The 18,508-nt window shown below is 40.0% G+C and carries 15 protein-coding genes and 1 other annotated feature; of the genes, 3 read left to right on the top strand and 12 right to left on the bottom strand.

What is annotated here, in order from left to right; translation table 11 throughout:
* Window positions 1-94: 94 nt before the first annotated feature.
* Both N7Z68_RS03465 and N7Z68_RS03460 read right to left on the bottom strand, forming a co-directional pair.
* A complete protein-coding gene (locus N7Z68_RS03465) occupies window positions 95-1,390 on the bottom strand; it encodes a bifunctional folylpolyglutamate synthase/dihydrofolate synthase (RefSeq protein ID WP_275117061.1) in 1,296 nt (431 codons plus the stop codon).
* A gap of 144 nt (window positions 1,391-1,534) precedes the next feature.
* Window positions 1,535-2,803 carry a bifunctional folylpolyglutamate synthase/dihydrofolate synthase gene (locus tag N7Z68_RS03460; RefSeq protein ID WP_275117060.1) on the bottom strand — a complete coding sequence of 423 codons (1,269 nt, stop codon included), beginning with the start codon at window positions 2,801-2,803 and terminating at the stop codon, window positions 1,535-1,537.
* A 124-nt stretch (window positions 2,804-2,927) separates the two neighbouring features.
* On the opposite strand from N7Z68_RS03460, the gene N7Z68_RS03455 reads away from it, so the two are divergent.
* Window positions 2,928-3,806, top strand: coding sequence for an ATP-grasp domain-containing protein (locus tag N7Z68_RS03455; RefSeq protein ID WP_275117059.1), 879 nt, complete (start codon window positions 2,928-2,930; stop codon window positions 3,804-3,806).
* Between the two features lie 117 nt (window positions 3,807-3,923).
* Here the strand turns inward: N7Z68_RS03455 and N7Z68_RS03450 are convergent, their stop codons facing one another.
* Window positions 3,924-6,566, bottom strand: a complete 2,643-nt coding sequence (locus N7Z68_RS03450; protein WP_275117058.1) for a valine--tRNA ligase — start codon at window positions 6,564-6,566, stop codon at window positions 3,924-3,926.
* A 150-nt stretch (window positions 6,567-6,716) separates the two neighbouring features.
* Window positions 6,717-7,002, bottom strand: a binding site (T-box leader).
* A 174-nt stretch (window positions 7,003-7,176) separates the two neighbouring features.
* Between N7Z68_RS03450 and N7Z68_RS24430 the strand changes: the two genes are divergently transcribed.
* Window positions 7,177-7,368, top strand: a complete 192-nt coding sequence (locus tag N7Z68_RS24430) for a YszA family small membrane protein (RefSeq protein WP_502550502.1) — start codon at window positions 7,177-7,179, stop codon at window positions 7,366-7,368.
* A gap of 159 nt (window positions 7,369-7,527) precedes the next feature.
* Here N7Z68_RS24430 and ysxE read toward each other — a convergent pair whose 3' ends face one another.
* The 9 genes from ysxE to hemA all read right to left on the bottom strand — a co-directional run bounded on the left by ysxE (window position 7,528) and on the right by hemA (window position 17,724).
* Window positions 7,528-8,559 carry a spore coat protein YsxE gene (ysxE, locus tag N7Z68_RS03445; RefSeq protein WP_275117057.1) on the bottom strand — a complete coding sequence of 344 codons (1,032 nt, stop codon included), beginning with the start codon at window positions 8,557-8,559 and terminating at the stop codon, window positions 7,528-7,530.
* Window positions 8,556-9,479, bottom strand: a complete 924-nt coding sequence (locus tag N7Z68_RS03440; protein ID WP_275117056.1) for a hypothetical protein — start codon at window positions 9,477-9,479, stop codon at window positions 8,556-8,558. The genes ysxE and N7Z68_RS03440 overlap by 4 nt, the downstream gene beginning before the upstream one ends.
* Before the next feature lie 153 nt (window positions 9,480-9,632).
* On the bottom strand, window positions 9,633-11,081 hold the full coding sequence (spoVID, locus tag N7Z68_RS03435) for a stage VI sporulation protein D (protein ID WP_275117055.1): 1,449 nt from the start codon (window positions 11,079-11,081) through the stop codon (window positions 9,633-9,635).
* A gap of 362 nt (window positions 11,082-11,443) precedes the next feature.
* Window positions 11,444-12,730, bottom strand: a complete 1,287-nt coding sequence (hemL, locus tag N7Z68_RS03430; protein WP_275117054.1) for a glutamate-1-semialdehyde 2,1-aminomutase — start codon at window positions 12,728-12,730, stop codon at window positions 11,444-11,446.
* Between the two features lie 18 nt (window positions 12,731-12,748).
* Window positions 12,749-13,729, bottom strand: coding sequence for a porphobilinogen synthase (gene hemB, locus N7Z68_RS03425; RefSeq protein ID WP_275117053.1), 981 nt, complete (start codon window positions 13,727-13,729; stop codon window positions 12,749-12,751).
* Window positions 13,722-14,513, bottom strand: coding sequence for a uroporphyrinogen-III synthase (locus tag N7Z68_RS03420; RefSeq protein WP_275117052.1), 792 nt, complete (start codon window positions 14,511-14,513; stop codon window positions 13,722-13,724). The genes hemB and N7Z68_RS03420 overlap by 8 nt, the downstream gene beginning before the upstream one ends.
* Window positions 14,513-15,445: a hydroxymethylbilane synthase gene (gene hemC / locus N7Z68_RS03415; protein ID WP_275117051.1), complete on the bottom strand. Its 933-nt coding sequence runs from the start codon at window positions 15,443-15,445 to the stop codon at window positions 14,513-14,515. Before hemC ends, N7Z68_RS03420 begins: the two co-directional genes overlap by 1 nt.
* 48 nt (window positions 15,446-15,493) lie before the next feature.
* A complete protein-coding gene (gene ccsA, locus N7Z68_RS03410) occupies window positions 15,494-16,300 on the bottom strand; it encodes a cytochrome c biogenesis protein CcsA (RefSeq protein ID WP_373323106.1) in 807 nt (268 codons plus the stop codon).
* A gap of 32 nt (window positions 16,301-16,332) precedes the next feature.
* Complete coding sequence (gene hemA / locus N7Z68_RS03405) at window positions 16,333-17,724, bottom strand: glutamyl-tRNA reductase (RefSeq protein WP_275117049.1); 1,392 nt, start codon at window positions 17,722-17,724, stop codon at window positions 16,333-16,335.
* A gap of 266 nt (window positions 17,725-17,990) precedes the next feature.
* On the opposite strand from hemA, the gene N7Z68_RS03400 reads away from it, so the two are divergent.
* The gene (locus tag N7Z68_RS03400) at window positions 17,991-18,467 is read left to right on the top strand and encodes a LiaI-LiaF-like domain-containing protein (protein ID WP_275117048.1); all 477 of its coding nucleotides are present in this window, start codon (window positions 17,991-17,993) and stop codon (window positions 18,465-18,467) included.
* Window positions 18,468-18,508: the final 41 nt, after the last annotated feature.

Raw genomic sequence — 18,508 nt, 5'->3', positions numbered from 1 at the left:
TCTGAAATTTCGATCTCTCTTTATTATATTACTACAATAGTGTAAAAATTCCTACTTTAAACATAGTGATAATATAATTAATGGTATTATTATACTATGAATTTACTTTTTCAAAATGTAACCTTGCTTGTGAAATAAAATATAATGATCCTGTTATAAGAAATAAGTCCCACTCTTCTAGCATTGGCAGTTTCGTTTGAATGTAACTCTTCCAGTCAGTGACCATCGTTTTATCTTCATAGCTGCAATTTTCATATAAATCGGTTGCTGTAGCTGCCCGCGGAAAATCAAAACTAGTAAAACTAATTTCATCTATTACGTCATATAGAGGAGTGAGCATCTTTTCAACATCTTTTTCTTTGGTGGCCGCGAATAACACCTTAATGTTCTTATCTGCAAACTGTTCACGTAAAATGCTTGCTAAGGCTGCTATTCCTTCCTCGTTATGAGCACCATCGATATAGACAAGAGGTGTTTCACTGATTTTTTCAAAGCGTCCGATCCACATCGCCTTCTTTAGGGCCCTTCGAATTTCTTCTTCTGTAATAAGAAGCGCTTGATATGTTTTTAAATAATCAATAACCATTAAGGCAAGTGACGCATTTTTGATTTGATGTTGACCGAGCATCGTTAGTTCCAGATCCTCTATTTTCCGAAATGGTGATGTAAAGGTGAACGTTTGTAAACCACTTGTTGAAGCCGTATCTTCGACGAAAAAGTCATTGTCTACCATATAAAGTTTCGAGCGCTTTTGCTTTGATTGGTGTTTAAAAATCTCCAGGATGTTCTCATCACTTTCCGTCGTGATGAGCGGTACGCCCGCTTTAATAATTCCTGCTTTTTCCCATGCAATCTCTTCTTTCGTTTCACCTAGTAAATGCATGTGGTCCATGCCGATATTTGTGATCGCAGTTACTAGAGGCATCGAGACATTCGTTGCATCGAGTCGACCTCCCATTCCTGTTTCTAAAAGTAAAAAATCGACTGGACGAACTTCTGCAAAATAGTAAAACATCATGGCCGTTAAACTTTCGAATTCAGTCAACATCGCTTGTCCACTTGCTTCAAATCGTTCGCGTGCTGGTGTTAATTGATCAAAGACGTGGACAAAGTCCTCTTTCGTAATCGGTTTTTTATTAATAGAGATTTGCTCTTCATAGCTGAGTACCGCAGGAGTTGTAAACGCACCGACATCGTATCCGGCTTCTAGTAACAACTCTCGAATAAAATTTAACGTTGATCCTTTCCCGTTCGTACCAGCAATGTGAATGATCTTTAACTTTCGCTGAGGGTTTCCGATCTCTGCTAGAAACCCTTCCATATTTTCTAGTCCTAGTTGAATAACATTACGTCCTTGTATAAACTCAACTATTTCTGCAAATGTTTTCATCCGTAATACGCCCTTTCTTCCGAACTAACAGTGTCTATATTATTATCTCCTACTCACCTCAAATAGAAAAGCCCCTGCACAAAAGATTACTCTTGTAACTGAGGCATTTCTATTACTTAATTATCTAATTTATCTACCTATTTCTCAAGCTTGCCTCACAAACGAAAGAAAATTAAGCGAGCCAGTGACGACGAGAACCTCGTCCTCTTGCAGGTCACCTCTTAATTGGTGGAAGGCGATTTTGTAATCTTCTACAAATTGAAGCGAATGATGGTCAAGTACACGATAAATCTCATCTCGCTGAATAGAACGCGGATGAGGGAACGTTGTTACGATAATCTTATGGGTGAGTTGCTGCAACGATTGGATCATTTCTTTTACCTCTTTATCGACCATCGCTGAAAATAGGACGATGAATTTTTTATCCGGAAACGAGTTTAGTAATGTATCGACAAGGGCTTTGATCCCCTCTTGATTATGACCGCCGTCCATGATAACCATTGGCTCAGTTTGCACGACTTCAATTCGGTTTTTTATTGTTGCTTGTTGTAGGCCCGACCTTAATGCCTCTTGTTGTACTTGAACATCGTGAAATGCTTCTAGTAGTTCAATCGTTTGTATAGCTAATGCAGCATTGGTTTGTTGATGGGTACCGAGCATGGCAAGCTGTAAGTCGGTGTAGGTATGTTGTTCAGATGTATAAGTAAACGTCTCGTTTGAATGGTGTACCTCAAATTGACTTCCTAATTGGTGTAGTGATGATTGTTGTTCTGCTGCCGTTTTCTGGAGCAGTGAGATGACTTCTTGCTGCGTACATCCTGAAACGAGAGGAATTGAAGGTTTAATAATTCCTGCTTTTTCATTTGCGATTTGCAGCAGGTCATTTCCTAAAAATTCGATATGATCAAGGCCAATATTGGTGATAATCGCAACTAGTGGTGTAAGAACATTCGTCGGATCTAACCGGCCTCCTAATCCTGTTTCAATAATCACAAAGTCAATATTTTCTACTTGAGCAAAATACATAAAAGCGAGTGCTGTCATCACTTCAAATTCAACAGGTGCACCGTAATCCGAGCGTTTGAGCTCTTCGATAACCGGGAGTATTTGTTCCACTAGTTGTACAAAATCTTCTTGTGAAATTGGCTTCCCGTCTAGTTGAATTTGATCGTTTCGTTGAAATAGATAGGGTGATGTAAATGTACCGACGCGATACCCAGCCTCATTTAATATAGAACGCAAATAGGTTAAGGTCGACCCTTTTCCGTTCGTGCCGGCAAGGTGAATACTTCTTGTCTTCTCATGCGGGTTCCCTAGCTTTTCAAGTAAGACTTGCATTCTTTCAAGTCCGAAATAAATTTTGTTTTCCTTTGTTTGTTCGATTAACTCATTTGCTTTATGGTAAGAAAGCATGGATAAGCTCCTTTGAAAAAAGTATGCAAAATAATGTCTTTTCCTTTATGATGAAACAAGACAATTCAATATACTCTATTTAATCACTTATTGTTGTTCAAAGAAATAGATCAGGAGAGGTTTTATGAAAAAAAAACGAACAGGATGGCTCATTTATAACCGAGAAGATGCTGACAAAAATCAAGCCTATATCGATTGGATGTTAGAAGAAGCTAACTTATTAGGCATCGATTTATCCTTTTACCTAAAAGAGGACCTCCTTTATGGCGTCATAGATCAGCAGCTGTTTATTCACCACCATCAAAGTGAACTTCAACTACCCGAATTTGCGATTATGCGAAATATTGATCCACTTTTTAGTCAACAACTAGAAGCACTAGGTGTTACTGTTTTTAATACCTCGTTCGTTTCCGGGCTTTGTAACGATAAAGCAAGAACGCACCAATTTTTAACGCGGGCTGGCATTCCGATGTTGAATACCTTATTTGTAAAAAAGAATGAATTTGTGCCCTTGCACCTTCCGTTTTCTTATCCGATCGTTGTCAAAGAAGTATCAGGGAGAAGCGGACAGCAAGTATACGCTGTGGAAAGTCTGCAGGCATTAGAAGCGTTGTTAGCTAACATCACTTCAAACGACTTAATCATTCAAGAGATGGGAGACGTTCCTGGGAAAGATGTTCGCGTCTTTGTCATTGGCTCGACAATCATCGCTGCGATCTTACGCTATTCTTCAACTGATTTTAAAGCGAATTTTTCTTTAGGCGGAAGTGCTAAAATATATGAGTTAAATGATGAGGAAACCGCATTAGTGGAAAAGATTATTGCCCAATTTGACGGACAACTTGGCCTGGTTGGGATCGATTTTCTGTTCGATAAAGAAGGACAGTTCATCTTTAACGAAATTGAAGACGTCGTAGGCTCACGAACATTATCAGCTAATTCGAATTACAATATCGTCCGACTATACTTACAGCATATGATGAAAGTATTAGCGGATGTTTAAAGAGAACACGTCCCTTTTTCTACTAAGGTAGCAGATTGTATTAGTTCGAAGTCAAGTAAAAGAAGACGAAAATCTCAGATTTTCGTCTTCTTTGTGCTTTTGTATTTGGATGTTGTTTTACCCTTTTAACTCCGCAATGCGCGCTTTCACAGATTCGCGTTTTTCAATATAATCTGCTTCTTTCGCTTTTTCTTCTTCGATGACTTTCTCTGGTGCTTTTGCAATAAAGCCTTGATTGCTGAGTTTCTTTTGTACGCGTTCTACTTCTTTGTCGTACTTCTCCAGTTCTTTTTCAAGACGGGCAATTTCTGCATCGAGATCAAGCAGACCTGCCAGCGGTAAGTATAACTCCACACCCGTTAGGACGTTAGACATTGACTTTTCAGGTGTCGGAATGTCTGTTCCGATTTTTAATTCACTTGGGTTACAGAACTTCTCAACATACTGAAGGCCGCGATTTAATTGGTCTAATACTTGAGCATCTTTTGCTTTAATGTGAAGCTCAATTTGTTTACTCATAGGGACATTTAACTCTGAACGTGTATTACGAACCGAACGAATGATGTCTTTTAACAGGTTGAAATCGGCTACAGCATTTTCAAACATTAAGTGCTCTTGCTTTTCTGGCCAAGCTGCAACAGTAATTGATTCGCCATCATGCGGCAAATGCTGCCATATTTCCTCGGTAATAAACGGCATTAACGGGTGTAATAGGCGAAGCGTTTGATCTAACACATAAGCGAGAACAGAACGTGTCGTTTTCTTCGCTTCTTCGTTATCACCGTAAAGTGGAAGCTTCGCCATTTCAATGTACCAGTCACAGAAATCATCCCAAATAAAGTTATAAAGGACACGGCCGACTTCACCAAATTCATACGCTTCCGTTAAGCGAGTCACCGACTCAATCGTTTCTTGAAGTCTTGTTAAAATCCACTGATCGGCAATCGTTTTTTCTCCAGTCAGATCAATTTCCTCGTACTTCAAGCCGTTCATATTCATTAAGGCAAATCGCGAAGCATTCCAAATTTTATTCGCAAAGTTCCACGTCGACTCCACTTTCTCCCAATAGAAACGTAAGTCATTTCCTGGAGAGCTTCCTGTCGCAAGGAAGAAACGAAGCGCATCTGCACCGTACTTGTCGATTACATCCATCGGGTCCACACCGTTACCGAGTGATTTACTCATTTTGCGTCCTTGTGAGTCACGAACGAGTCCATGAATCAGTACATCTTTAAATGGACGCTCATCTGTAAATTCAAGACCTTGGAAAATCATCCGTGCTACCCAGAAGTAAATGATGTCGTATCCAGTAACGAGTACATCGGTTGAATAGTAACGTTTAAAGTCTGCACTTTCTTGGTCCGGCCAGCCCATCGTTGAAAAAGGCCATAATGCAGATGAGAACCACGTATCTAGTACGTCATTATCTTGCTCCCAGTTCTCAATATCTGCTGGAGCCTCATGTCCAACGTACACTTCACCGGTTTCTTTATGATACCAAGCCGGGATACGATGTCCCCACCATAATTGACGAGAAATACACCAGTCACGGATGTTCTCAATCCAGTGAAGATATGTCTTTTCAAAACGTTCTGGAACAAAGTTTACTTTTCCTTCCGACTTTTGCAGTTCAATGGCTGCTTCAGCTAGCGGCTCCATTTTAACGAACCATTGGGTTGAAAGGTAAGGTTCAACAACAGCTCCGCTGCGTTCAGAATGGCCGACCGAATGTGTATGTTCTTCAATTTTGAAAAGTACACCCATATCTTGAAGATCTTTTACGATTTGCTTACGGCACTCGAAACGATCCATTCCTTGATACTTATCTGCATTCTCATTCATCTTGCCGTCTTCCGACATAACGAGTACGCGCTCTAAATTATGGCGATTTCCAATTTCAAAGTCATTCGGGTCATGTGCAGGTGTAATTTTAACGGCACCTGAACCAAATTCCATATCAACGTAATCATCACCGACAATTTCAATTTCACGGCCAACGATAGGCAGTTTTACTTTCTTGCCGATTAAATGCTTATAACGGTCATCTTCTGGATGAACCGCAACAGCTGTATCTCCAAGCATCGTTTCTGGACGTGTAGTCGCCACTTCAATAGAGCCACTTCCATCGACAAGCGGATATTTCATATGATAGAACGCACCTTGTACGTCTTTATAAATAACTTCGATATCAGATAAAGCTGTCTTTGTTTGCGGATCCCAGTTAATTATATACTCGCCGCGGTAGATTAAGCCTTTTTCATATAAGCGGACAAAAACTTCACGAACGGCTTTAGATAGACCTTCATCTAATGTAAAACGTTCACGAGAATAGTCTAGAGCCAGTCCAAGCTTTGACCATTGCTGGCGGATATGTGAGGCATACTCTTCTTTCCACTCCCATGATTTTTCTAGGAACTTTTCACGGCCTAAATCGTAACGGCTCAGCCCTTCTTCACGAAGTTTACCTTCTACTTTTGCTTGGGTCGCGATACCAGCATGGTCCATTCCAGGCAACCAAAGCGCATCGTATCCTTGCATTCGTTTCGTACGGATTAAAATATCTTGTAAAGTTGTATCCCAAGCGTGACCTAAATGAAGCTTTCCTGTTACGTTTGGCGGTGGGATGACGATCGTATAGGGTTTCTTTGCTTCGTCTCCTGTTGCTTCAAAAAACTTTCCATTGACCCAAAATGGGTACCATTTTGCTTCTGTATCTTGCGGGCTGTACTTCGTTGGCATTGTTAAATCTTGATTTTCCATTTTGTGACCTCCTTTATATGTATAGAAAGAATTGGCTATCCCTGATTTAAAATGAGTTCAAGCCTTACTTTTTCTGCTATTTACACTCGGCAACTTAACCGATGAATCACTATGATAAGTGCCGTAAAACATCAAAAAACTCCCTCCACCTCAAAGGACGAAGAGAGTTGTATTCGCGGTACCACCTTTGTTTGCAAGCTAAAAAAGCTTACACACTTCATTCAGGTAACGGCATCTGCCGACTCGATCTACTAGTATCCAAATGATAACGTCTCTTTCCGCTTGTTCCATTGTAAACGGATGACACTTCATTTAGTTTCGTTCAAACGAGCTGCTCAAGGGTGACGTTCAATTCATACATCCTGAAAAATCTCTCAGCGACTGATTTTTCTCTCTGAAGGGTTCTGAATTTACTCTTCCCTGTCTAAGCATTTATGTATATGATGTTAAAAAAATCGGGTTCTGCATATTATTCTACCTTTTTCGGTACTTTTTCGTCAATAAAAGCATCGCCATTTTTTTCTTTTTTTATGCATAGGCTCTTGATTTCACATGAATACAGCCTATGCATATGTATATAGAAAGACTGTTCTGAGGAAGGAGCCTCGATATGCCAAAGCGATATAAGCGTTTTCGACCACCCTTATGGTTAGTAAAACTACGGTTAGCTCTAATACAGATCCTGTTTCCACTTCTATGCTTTCAGTTTATCCGAACCTTGCTTTTTCCAACATCCTTTGATGTCATTTTACTAGCTTTTATGGCTATTTTATATGGGTTATTTTTCGCTGGTATCATATAAGGGTTAACGATGCCGTGTCTAAAATGGAAGTTCGTCCATATAAAAGGCTGTCCCATTTGTATGTGTAAAGCCCCCTAAGCCTAAATTGATATAAAGAAACATAATTTGCATCTCTTTATATCTCTAGGCAAGGAGCTTAGACACTTTTGGGACAGCCTTTTATTGTTGTTCAAATTGCGGTGTTTGTTCTTCTTGTTTTATTAAATATCCTTTTAACCGCTGCACTTTTCTCATCATATGAAAACGTTTCTCTAGCCTTTGGACATGATAGATTTCAGGTTTATCTTGGTTTTGTTGCAAATAAAGTTGTAGTGAAAATAGTACAGGTTCTGGGAAGCATAAATAGCCAAACAGCAACTCTTTTTCTTCATCTAGTAATGTGATGTTTCGATCATACGTTCCAAACCAGCGCACCATTTCTTCTTCATCCCATAGGTTATAACCAAACGATTGCCGACAAAATAGCGCTAGATCACGGGCGGGTGTATCCATGGACGCACGTTCAAAGTTAAATAAAATCGGATCACCGCTTGCTGTAAAAATCGTATGCTTTCTTGAGGCTTTTCCGTGACATAAAACTGTTCGATACTTCCCTTTCTCCAAACAAATATCATACCAATTTTTCAAATGGCGCTTCGCATCTTCGACCATAAGTAACATTTGATGAACGTGTGTTAAATACGTTAACTGGAAGGGAGAAATATACGTTTTTCCTTCTGCTTGATCTGCAAATCGTTCTAGATCTAATCTACGCATATCCCATCGTTTTAATAACGATTGATAAGCTTCATCAATCGTTTCTTTTGGATAATCGTCCGTCTTCGCAGTTAGTCGATGAATGATACCGAGTTGGTCCATAATCTTTTCTTCTCTAGACGTACGTCCCTGATACGGTTCCTCTTCTATCCATGGCATTAAATAGTAGGTTCGATCATCTGTTGAAAGGACATATTCTCCATACTTCGTAGGCAAGATAGGAATCATTTGACGATACCCTAACCGATCTAATTTTCGCATCACTTGTACGAATAGCTCGCCTTGCTGCCGATTCATATGAGCTTCTTTCAAGGCAAACATGCCGCGGTTTGTTTGTACTTGTTGGACTTTCCCCCAACTCTCAATATGCTCAGGATACAAATCGTAATGAAACAGGATAGGCGCATAACGATCTAATAGAGCTCGATTGGTCATGTGGCCACCTTCTTTCTATCTTCTTTTAGCCAATTAAGCAGCGTCAGTACGAGTTGCCGGCGGTCATTCCATTCTTTTTGGAACGTTGAAAAATGAACTTCTATCTCTTCCTCCTCTTCACTTTGCTGAAGATGTTCCATTGCATGAACTAACTCCCACGGAAGCCATGCTTCTGCCAACAATTCATTACCATACATCTGCCGGAATGGAATTTGCTCTTCCATCTCATTTAAAAGTTTGATTAACGATTCTTCTCCATTTTCTCCGACCCATTGTTGTAAAAAGTGAGTGAAGCTGACAAATCCGTACTCAGGTGCTTCTGCAGTACCTTGCCAAACAAACAGTTCATAAATCTTCTTGGCTTGAGTAGTAGACGAGACCTTGTCCATTATAGGAAGTCTTTTTTCTTTATCTTTTTTCCTCAATTCTAATGCTTTGTGCTTTCTGCGCATGGCCTCTTGAATACACGACTGGAGGATTTTTCGCTTTTTTTCATCGAGCAGCTTTGTTTTAGAGACCCATACTTTCCACTCTGAAGCAGACGGAAACTCACGTTTAGCCGTTGAAATACAATCATCTTTTGTTGTCGTACCGATTTCAATCATACGAGCGATAAAATGAGCCCACTTTTGTTCAAAATCTTTGGTTGGATAGGGATCAATAATATCATCGTGTACGGTTAACCAGACATCTTCTACCTTAATGGCTTTTCTTTTATCTTTCGTTTGCAACATCCGATCGGTCAATTGGTACGGATTTTGACTGCATTTTTCACGCCATTCTTGATGCCAATTTAACAATGCTTCGTCATGCCAAATCCGATATCTTTTTCGTCCTTGGTTCGTATCAATAATTCCATGGTCTAATTGGGTTTTCACTTCAAACGGATAATTTTCTTTAATTAATGGGAGAATATCCATACTCATTTTTCTCCTTTTTTTATAGATGGAGGGCAACTCATTAGTACTTATGGCCTCACAAAGATATCCAAAGGAAAATTCATCGTTCTCCTTATCTATCATTGTGAGGTGTTTAGCACTTCGCTAATGAGTCACCCTCCTCGTTTTTACATATTAACGCTTAGAGCCTACTGGGATGTACAAGATTTGTCCTTCCTCTACTCGCTCTTCATTTAGCCGGTTCACTCGAATGATTTGACTGGTTGAAAGTTCATAACGTTCCGCAATTGTATCTAATGACTCATTTTCTTGAATGATGCACATCTTTAATTTTGAAAACTGTTCTTCCCCGTCTGCCAGCATTTTCGTTAAGTAAAGTGCATTTTCATCCGTTCTCGATTTTGGAACTTTAACAGCTTCTGCGGCCGGCTCATCTTGATTTTCTACAGCAGCTTCATCCTCTAGTTCTTCTACTGCAGTCGGAGGCCTTTCGGATAACTTTTTCAACGGGGCAAAATTGATTTTTGTTTCTTCTTCTTCACGGCCGGCAGGTGCTTCTGCGGCTTGAAGTCCTGCTTCTAATGCTTCTTCTTGCTCTACTTCTTCTATCGGTCGTTCCTCTTGTTCAGTCGTTTCCTGATTTAAATGAGCTGCTTGTTCTGAAGAACGTTGGTTGTTCGGAACGAGATTATCGATTGGATTTCCTTCTTCAGGCTCAATGACATCAGGACGAGCTTCAAAGTTAAGTCCTGGAGTGTGTTTTGGTATTACAGGCTCTTGATTTTGTATCGGCTCACTGCCTTCTACTTCAAATTTTGGCGTTTCATATTGTTGTTCATATTCAGGCTCTTCCATCGCTGGAACGAGTTCCTTCGCTTCTACTACAGGCTCTTCTGCTTCTGCTTTCGGCTCCGGTATCGCCTGTTTTCTCGCTTCAAAAGAAAATGACGGAAACGGTTGAAGCGATGGTGGCTTCTCCATCTCAGGCAATTCTTCCGAGAATGAAGGATCATGCGGGATTGACGGTTGCTCCACATTAGATGTTGCATCCGTATAATAGGAAGGTCTTTCCTCCCTTTCATATGCTGTGTCTGAATAAGAAGGTTGCTCTGAATAAGATGGTTCTTGTTCATAGGATGGCTCTGAATATGACGGCTCTTGTGCATAGGATGGTCGGTTCACTTCTTGTTGCTGAGTACTCATCCCGCTGATCGCCACATCTGCTGTTAGTTGCAGACAACTTTTTTCAGGAAGATCGTAATCAAATGTCTCCACTTGTACGTAAACATCATCAATGTTTTGAATACGACTTAACGGGATGGTCACATCAATTGGGAAGAAATGTTTAATTTCACCGATGTTCTGGTCATTTAAAGTGACTTCTTCAAATGAACGAAATGCAGCAACTTCTCCCTCTTCTGTGTTTTCAGCATCATTTTGCACAGGACGGTATTCTCCGAGTAAGCGGAGACCACCTTTAATAACTACGTGGTCGTTCTTTTCTTCAATGCGGATTTCGGGATCTAATGACATTGAAAGGATTTCTGCAACTTCTTGCCCTTTATTTAACCACACCGATTCCTCAATGGAAAATGACAGTTTAGATGGATGATCTTGTGTCAATGGACGTTCCTCCTTGTTTCAAAAAGTTTACCCCCAGTTACGCTCATGCTCTGTACATTAAACTGTATGACAAGACCTTCCTCGATATGAAAAGAATTTAAAAAAAATAAGGAAAAAGTTGAATGAGGAGTGAGTATGGTGCTCTTTCAGGTAAGCAACATCACATTAGGTTTACTAATCCCAGTATCAGGAAATATTCAGTTGTAAATCTCCTATTGAGCTTGCTTTTTTATCCATTGTTAGTAAATACCTGGGAGAATGAAGTATCCATTAGCTCCGCCCCGATGAATAAAAAAGAAGCTCAGACCTAAAGTCTAAGCTTCTCTCCTCAAGTATATGTTAGGCAATGCCTAACAACACTATTACTTCAGTTTTGAAAATGCGATGTCCGCAGCTGCAATCGTGTCATCAATGTCTTTTTCAGTATGCTTGGTTGATAGGAACATACCTTCAAACTGTGATGGTGGTAGAGAAATTCCTTGGTGGAGCATCTCTTTAAAGTAAGCTGCAAAGAAATCTAAGTTGGATGTTGAAGCAGATGCAAAGTCTTTAACAGGTTGATCGGTAAAGAAGAAACCGACCATTGATCCTGCTCGACTTGTCGTATGAGGAATGCCATGCTTTGTTGCTGCAGCAGATAAGCCTTCTGCTAAACGCTTACCGAGACGGTCAAACTCCTCATAATGTTCTGGTTGAAGCTGTGATAGTGTTTCATATCCAGCTGTCATTGCCAGCGGGTTTCCTGAAAGTGTTCCTGCTTGATAAATCGGTCCAGCCGGCGCGATTTGCTCCATAATTTCGCGACGCCCGCCGTAAGCTCCAACTGGCAAGCCTCCACCGATTACTTTTCCAAGGCACGTTAAGTCAGGTGTTACTCCAAACTCGCCTTGCGCACAATGATAACCGACACGGAATCCTGTCATAACTTCATCAAAAATCAGTAAGCTACCGTGAGAGTGAGTGATATCGCGAACTGCCTCTAGGAAGCCAGGCTCCGGACGTACAACACCCATATTTCCTGCCACAGGTTCTAAAATTACCGCAGCAACGTCATCGCCGAATTTTTCGTAAGCTAGTTTTAAACTTTCTATATCATTATAAGGAACGGTTAGCGTATTTTGAGCGACGGATTCAGGTACTCCAGGACTATCCGGCAATCCAAGTGTCGCTACACCAGAACCGGCTTTAATTAATAATGAATCACCATGGCCGTGGTAGCATCCTTCAAATTTAATGATTTTATTACGGCCTGTATAGCCGCGTGCTAGACGTAAAGCACTCATTGTTGCTTCTGTTCCTGAGTTCACCATACGAACGACTTCAATCGAAGGAACACGGTCAATAACGAGCTTTGCTAGTTTCGTTTCGAGCTCACTAGGAGCACCAAAGCTTGTTCCTTTTTCAACCGATTTCTTTAAAGCTTCAACGACTTGATCATCCGCATGACCTAAAATAAGCGGTCCCCATGACAATACATAATCAATGTACTCGTTACCATCAATATCATAAATACGTGCGCCTTCTCCTCTTTCCATAAAAACAGGGTCCATCTTCACAGATTTAAAGGCACGAACAGGGCTATTTACTCCGCCTGGCATGACTGGTTTTGCTTCTGAAAACGCGGCTTGCGATTTTTCATAGGTTCTCAACTGCTTCACCTCTATCGTTTATTTTTCATTCAACCAACGTACAACATCTTTTGCAAAGTACGTTAAGATTAGATCTGCACCGGCACGTTTCATACTCGTTAATGTTTCTAATACCACACTTTTTTCATCAATCCAGCCGTTTTGAGCAGCTGCTTTGATCATTGAATACTCACCGCTGACGTTGTACGCAACGACAGGAGCACCCGAAAAATCTTTTACTTCACGAATAATATCCAAGTAGGATAGTGCTGGTTTAACAATGAGGAAGTCTGCTCCTTCATTCATATCTGACTCCGCTTCACGAAGTGCTTCTAAACGATTGGCAGGATCCATTTGATACGTTTTGCGGTCACCGAATTTAGGCGACGAATGAGCGGCATCACGGAACGGTCCGTAATAGCTTGATGCATACTTTACGGCATACGACATAATTGGAATGTCGTGATACCCTGCTTCATCTAAACCGTGACGAATCGCTGCTACAAATCCATCCATCATATTGGAAGGTGCAATTATATCAGCTCCTGCTTTCGCTTGAGACACAGCTGTTTTTGCTAATAACTCAAGGGTAGGATCATTTAATACTTTTCCTTCTTCAATGACACCGCAGTGACCGTGATCGGTAAACTGGCATAAACATGTATCTGCGATAACCGTTAGTTCAGAGTGTACTTCTTTAATTTGCCTAATCGCTTTTTGAACAATACCATGGTCGCAATAAGCAGATGTCCCGACATCATCTTTATCGTTTGGTACACCAAAAACAATAATGGCTGGAATACCTAAATCAACAACTTCATTTACCTCTTCATCTAAAAGATCAAGTGAAAGTTGAAATACACCCGGCATGGATGGTACTTCTTGACGCACTTGTTCACCTTCTGTCACAAAGATCGGGTAGATTAAGTCTTCTTTATGTAAATGTGTTTCCCTTACCATTGAACGAATCGATGCCGTTCCTCTAAGTCTGCGGTGACGACTGAAATGTAATTCAGACATGTTTGGGCCTCCCTTTATGTTCGATAATTTCTTGAATCATACCTTCAGTAGTGAATTCCTTTGCTACTAAAAGCGGTTGCAAGTTCCACTGTTCAGCAGCCTGAGCCGTTATTGGACCGATACACACAAAAGTTATCTGTTCATCTAACGTTAAATGGTTCTTATTGACCATGTTTATGAAATGTTGGACCGTCGACGGACTTGTAAATGTTAAATAGTCCAGTTTATGATTCGTTAGCATATGTACTAGATTGTCTTCTACTTCTTCGTTTTCCACCGTTTCATAAACGGTTACTTCTTCCACCGAAAAGCCATCTTCCTTTAGGCCGTCATAAAGTACATCTCGGGACAGGTTACCTTTCACAAGTAAGATGTGACTATCTTTGTGCAAGTTTGTCTGAAGCTTTTCTAACAAACTTTCAGCCACAAATTGATCAGGAAGCAGCGAAGCTGTTAACCCATAAGATTGAAGAACTTCTTCTGTCTTTGTTCCAACAACAGCAATTTGTTTTGTCATTAATTCTGACCGCTTGTCCATCTCGTCGACTTCATTAAGAAAAAAATGAACGCCATTTGCACTCGTAATTACGAGCCAATCGTATGTATGTAAATGAGACAAAGCTTTTTGAATAGGTTGTTTGTCTTTAGGTGATTGAAACGCAAGGAGCGGGACAGCAACTGCAATCCCTCCTTGAGCTTCTATCTTCTTTATAAAAGAACGAGACTGCTCCTTAGCTCTCGTTACTCCGATCGTAACACCAGCAAGAGGAAGCGAAGTCATCATTATAGATCTAACTCTTTCTTCACTTGAGTTAAAATTTCTTTTGCACCTTTGTCGAGCAGCTTTTGGGCTGCTAATTCACCAAGGTCTTGAGGATCACTTCCAGTTAACGTTTCGTGTAAAATCGTTTTTCCGTCTGGTGAACCAACTAGAGCTGTAATCGTAACATCGTTATTGTCTTCAAGTGTCGCATACGCCGCGATTGGTACCTGGCACCCGCCTTCAATTTTGTGAAGGAATGCGCGTTCTGCAGCTACGGTACGAGCTGTTTCTGCATGATTTAGATGTTGTAAGATATCAATCACTTCTTGATCGTCTGTGCGACATTCAATTCCTAATGCGCCTTGACCAACGGCAGGAATACATATTTCAGGCTCTAAATATTCAGTAACAACATCATTAGACCAACCCATACGTTGCAGGCCTGCAGCAGCTAAAATAATCGCATCGAAGTTTTCTTCTTTTAACTTACGAAGTCTCGTATCAATATTTCCACGGATCCACTGTATTTCAAGGTCTGGTCGACTCGCTAAAATTTGTGCCGAACGACGTAAGCTGCTCGTTCCGACAATTGAACCTGCAGGGAGATCAGCTAATTTTACATGATCATTTGAAATGAACGCATCACGAGGATCTACTCGCTCAGTCACTGCAGCTAACGTGAATCCTTCCGGTAATTCTGAAGGAACATCTTTCATACTATGAACCGCAATGTCAATTTCTTTATCACTCATCGCTTGCTCGATCTCTTTAACAAATAACCCTTTTCCCCCTACTTTTGAGAGAGTAACATCAAGAATTTGGTCACCTTTTGTTACAATCTTTTTGACTTCAAACTCATTTGGGACTCCTGCTTTTTTTAATTGTTCAATGACCCAATTTGTTTGAGTTAATGCTAGTTGACTCTTTCTTGACCCGATTACTATTTTTCTCATTCGTATCCTCCAAGTGTGTTCGTTTTTTCTATACACATTATACTGAATTTAATACCATAGATGAAAGTTTGAGAAACTACTTGATAAAAAGTAGTTAATTAATACAAGTAGAAAAGTTGCGATATTGGTTAATGCCATTAAGTAGCCTTTCGCATTTTTTACAGTCCTTTGGTATAAGTAATAGCCATACATCGCTAAAACGATAAGTGAACTGATTACTTTTGCATCAAGCCACGGAAGTTCCCCAAATTGGATTGACGCCCAAATAAAACCGAGAATAATACCTAGAAGTAATAACGGAAAGGCAAATAAAGCACTAAAATAGGAAAGTTTATCAAGCTTGGCTAGGTTCCCAAAACGTACCAGTCGTTTTCCCCATAGTTTTCGCTTTAACATTTGGTGTTGGATGACATACATTGAGGCAAAAGCAAATGATAATGTAAAAGCGGCATATGAAAGTAATATGAGTATCACATGAATAATTAAAAGTTCTGAAATTAATAATTGTGAAAGTTCTTCGGGAATATCGCCCGTCGGTGTAAACACACTAAGTGACATTAAAATAAATCCGACTACGTTTGTAATAAGGACGAGGAAATCTACCCGATAACGCCAGTTAATAATGAGTGAAAGCGTGACGAGCAGCCAGGCGAAAAAAAATAGTCCTTCAAACGTTGTAAGAACCGGGAACCGATTGACTTCTAACATTCGTAAAATAAAAAAAGAGGTTTGTAAAACCCAGACAATAGAAAGCAACCAGAAGGCCATTTGGTTGACCTTCCGGTTGTTTTGTATGAAATCAAAAAAGTATCCGAGGACACTTAAACTATATAAAATAACCGTTAAAAGATACATCCAATTTAAACTGATCAAACGAAGACTCCTCCTTAGGAGCGTACGGCAACACCTTTTACGTTTGTAAATTGTACAGTTTCAGCTTTCTTTTTATCCCACTGAAGTTCTGCCATTTCAATACGAAGCTTTTCTTGTTCCTTTACCTTTTGTTCTGCTAACTCATCTTCTAGAGCAAAAATCTTCGTAAACAACTCAAGTGAACGCTGTGCATCTTCTTCTGCAGCTAGTTCTTTTACTCTTGTAATTGGTTCTTTTAACAACTGATTGACGATACTCTTCGTATGTTTACTTAGTACCTTTTTATCACGCTCAGTTAAATCTGGCAGCTTGCGAACGAGACTGTCCATCGTGTCCGCTTGAATAGCTAACGCTTTTGTACGTAAAGCAGAAATAAGTGGCACAACTCCTAATGTATTCAGCCAGCCATTAAACTCAACGATTTCTTCTTCAATCATCAGCTCAATCTTTTCTGCTTCTTTTTTACGCTCTGCTAGATTCGCTTGGACAATTCCTTCTAGATCATCGATATCATATAAATAAATATCATCAAAATCTGCAAGCGCTGGATCTAGATCACGAGGTACTGCAATATCGACCATAAAGAGCGGGCTGCCTTTTCTCTTCTTCATCGCTTGTTTCGCGACCGCTGGCGTAATTACATAGTCTCTAGCACCAGTTGAACTTATTAAAATATCAGCATCAATGAGTGCATCTGCTAACTGCTCCATCGGACGAGATGTTCCTAAGAAACGCTCCGCTAGTTCTGCAGCCTTTGCTTCCGTCCGGTTAATGACTGTAATTTTACTCGCGCCGTTTGCATGTAAGTGTTTTGCCGTTAATTCACTCATTTTTCCTGCGCCTAGAATTAACACATGCTTGTCTTTAAAATCACCAAATATATTTTTCCCTAACTCAACAGCGGCATAACTAACAGACACTGCGTTATTACCAATCTCCGTCTCTGAATGAGCGCGTTTCGCTAGTGTCACTGCTTGTTTGAATAGGTGATTAAAAATCGTTCCCGTCGCACCATTTTCTTGAGCTAGTAAAAAGCTGTCTTTGATTTGCCCTAGTATTTGCGTTTCCCCTAGAACCATTGAATCTAAACCACAAGTTACTCGTAAAAGGTGCTCAATAGCATGCTCATCTTCACGTATATCTAAATAGCTTGTAAATTCTTCACGAGCTAAGTTAAACCATTCTGAAAGAAAAACTTTTGTGAAATGTCGACCTGTATGCAATTGATCTGAAACTACATAAATCTCTGTACGGTTACAGGTAGAAACAATCGTACATTCTAAAATACTTTTCATATTACGTAACTTATGAAGCGCCTGTGGAAGTTCTCCCGCTGGAAAGGCAAAGCGTTCACGAATTTCTACAGGTGCTGATTTATAATTTAATCCGACAACTAAAATATGCATGGTAAAGCTTCACCCCCACTAATAATCCTATCTATTTATTATCGGGATTTCTCTCTCTTTTCCGACATAGTCTGTCCTCATTATAACATGCTTTTTTTTCTATACAAAAAAAAATTGTGAACAGATCATGAAAGCCTGTGATATCATGATGGTATTGTCTTGGTTTTCCTGCCAGATGTTTATGATAATAGTAAAAACTTGTAAACAGGAATATATATGTAGCATATCCACCTTCGTGCCAATATATGAAAGGAGACGATAATTTAATGAAAAAACAAGGAATTTTCCCTGGAATTTTATTTATCGGTGTAGGTGCCTATTTTCTTCTGCAACAATTTGACCTCCCGTTTGCTAAGCAATTATTAACATGGCCTTCGATCCTTTTAATTATCGGGATTGCTTTTTTATTTCAATCGTATTTAGGCAATGATTCAGGTTCAATCTTCCCTGGGGCTCTTCTCGTAGGTTTAGGCATTCATTTTCATGCGATTGTGATGTTTTCCGGCTGGCCGCAACATTGGGCAATGTTTACGTTAATTGTCGGTCTTGCCTTTATGCTCTTATACTTAAGAACCAAAAGAGACGGCCTTGTTCCAGCTATCATTCTTTTTATTGTTTCAGGTTTCGGCTTCTTCTCTTCTGACATGATAAAATGGCTTGGCTCTTTCTTAGATATATTCGAAGGCTTCTGGCCAATATTATTAATCGCATTAGGGATCTATCTTATCTTTAGAAAAAAATAAGGGCAGAAGTTTTCATGTCAAAATTTTACCGAATTTCTACA

Origin of the sequence: Alkalihalobacterium chitinilyticum, from assembly GCF_029028005.1 — a bacterium.
In the GTDB taxonomy this organism is placed as follows: Bacteria; Bacillota; Bacilli; order Bacillales; family Bacillaceae_F; genus Alkalihalobacterium; species Alkalihalobacterium chitinilyticum.
The sequence above is the reverse complement of the archived record's forward strand: the minus strand, read 5'-3'. Positions and strand labels throughout refer to the sequence as shown.

Coding starts and splice junctions, on each gene's coding strand:
- hemA (WP_275117049.1), bottom strand. CDS start 17,724: ATGCATATTTTAGTTGTCGGATTAAATTATAAATCAGCACCTGTAGAA.
- ysxE (WP_275117057.1), bottom strand. CDS start 8,559: ATGACCAATCGAGCTCTATTAGATCGTTATGCGCCTATCCTGTTTCAT.
- ccsA (WP_373323106.1), bottom strand. CDS start 16,300: ATGTATCTTTTAACGGTTATTTTATATAGTTTAAGTGTCCTCGGATAC.
- N7Z68_RS03460 (WP_275117060.1), bottom strand. CDS start 2,803: ATGCTTTCTTACCATAAAGCAAATGAGTTAATCGAACAAACAAAGGAA.
- hemC (WP_275117051.1), bottom strand. CDS start 15,445: ATGAGAAAAATAGTAATCGGGTCAAGAAAGAGTCAACTAGCATTAACT.
- hemB (WP_275117053.1), bottom strand. CDS start 13,729: ATGTCTGAATTACATTTCAGTCGTCACCGCAGACTTAGAGGAACGGCA.
- N7Z68_RS03400 (WP_275117048.1), top strand. CDS start 17,991: ATGAAAAAACAAGGAATTTTCCCTGGAATTTTATTTATCGGTGTAGGT.
- N7Z68_RS24430 (WP_502550502.1), top strand. CDS start 7,177: ATGCCAAAGCGATATAAGCGTTTTCGACCACCCTTATGGTTAGTAAAA.
- N7Z68_RS03420 (WP_275117052.1), bottom strand. CDS start 14,513: ATGATGACTTCGCTTCCTCTTGCTGGTGTTACGATCGGAGTAACGAGA.
- N7Z68_RS03455 (WP_275117059.1), top strand. CDS start 2,928: ATGAAAAAAAAACGAACAGGATGGCTCATTTATAACCGAGAAGATGCT.
- N7Z68_RS03450 (WP_275117058.1), bottom strand. CDS start 6,566: ATGGAAAATCAAGATTTAACAATGCCAACGAAGTACAGCCCGCAAGAT.
- N7Z68_RS03440 (WP_275117056.1), bottom strand. CDS start 9,479: ATGGATATTCTCCCATTAATTAAAGAAAATTATCCGTTTGAAGTGAAA.
- N7Z68_RS03465 (WP_275117061.1), bottom strand. CDS start 1,390: ATGAAAACATTTGCAGAAATAGTTGAGTTTATACAAGGACGTAATGTT.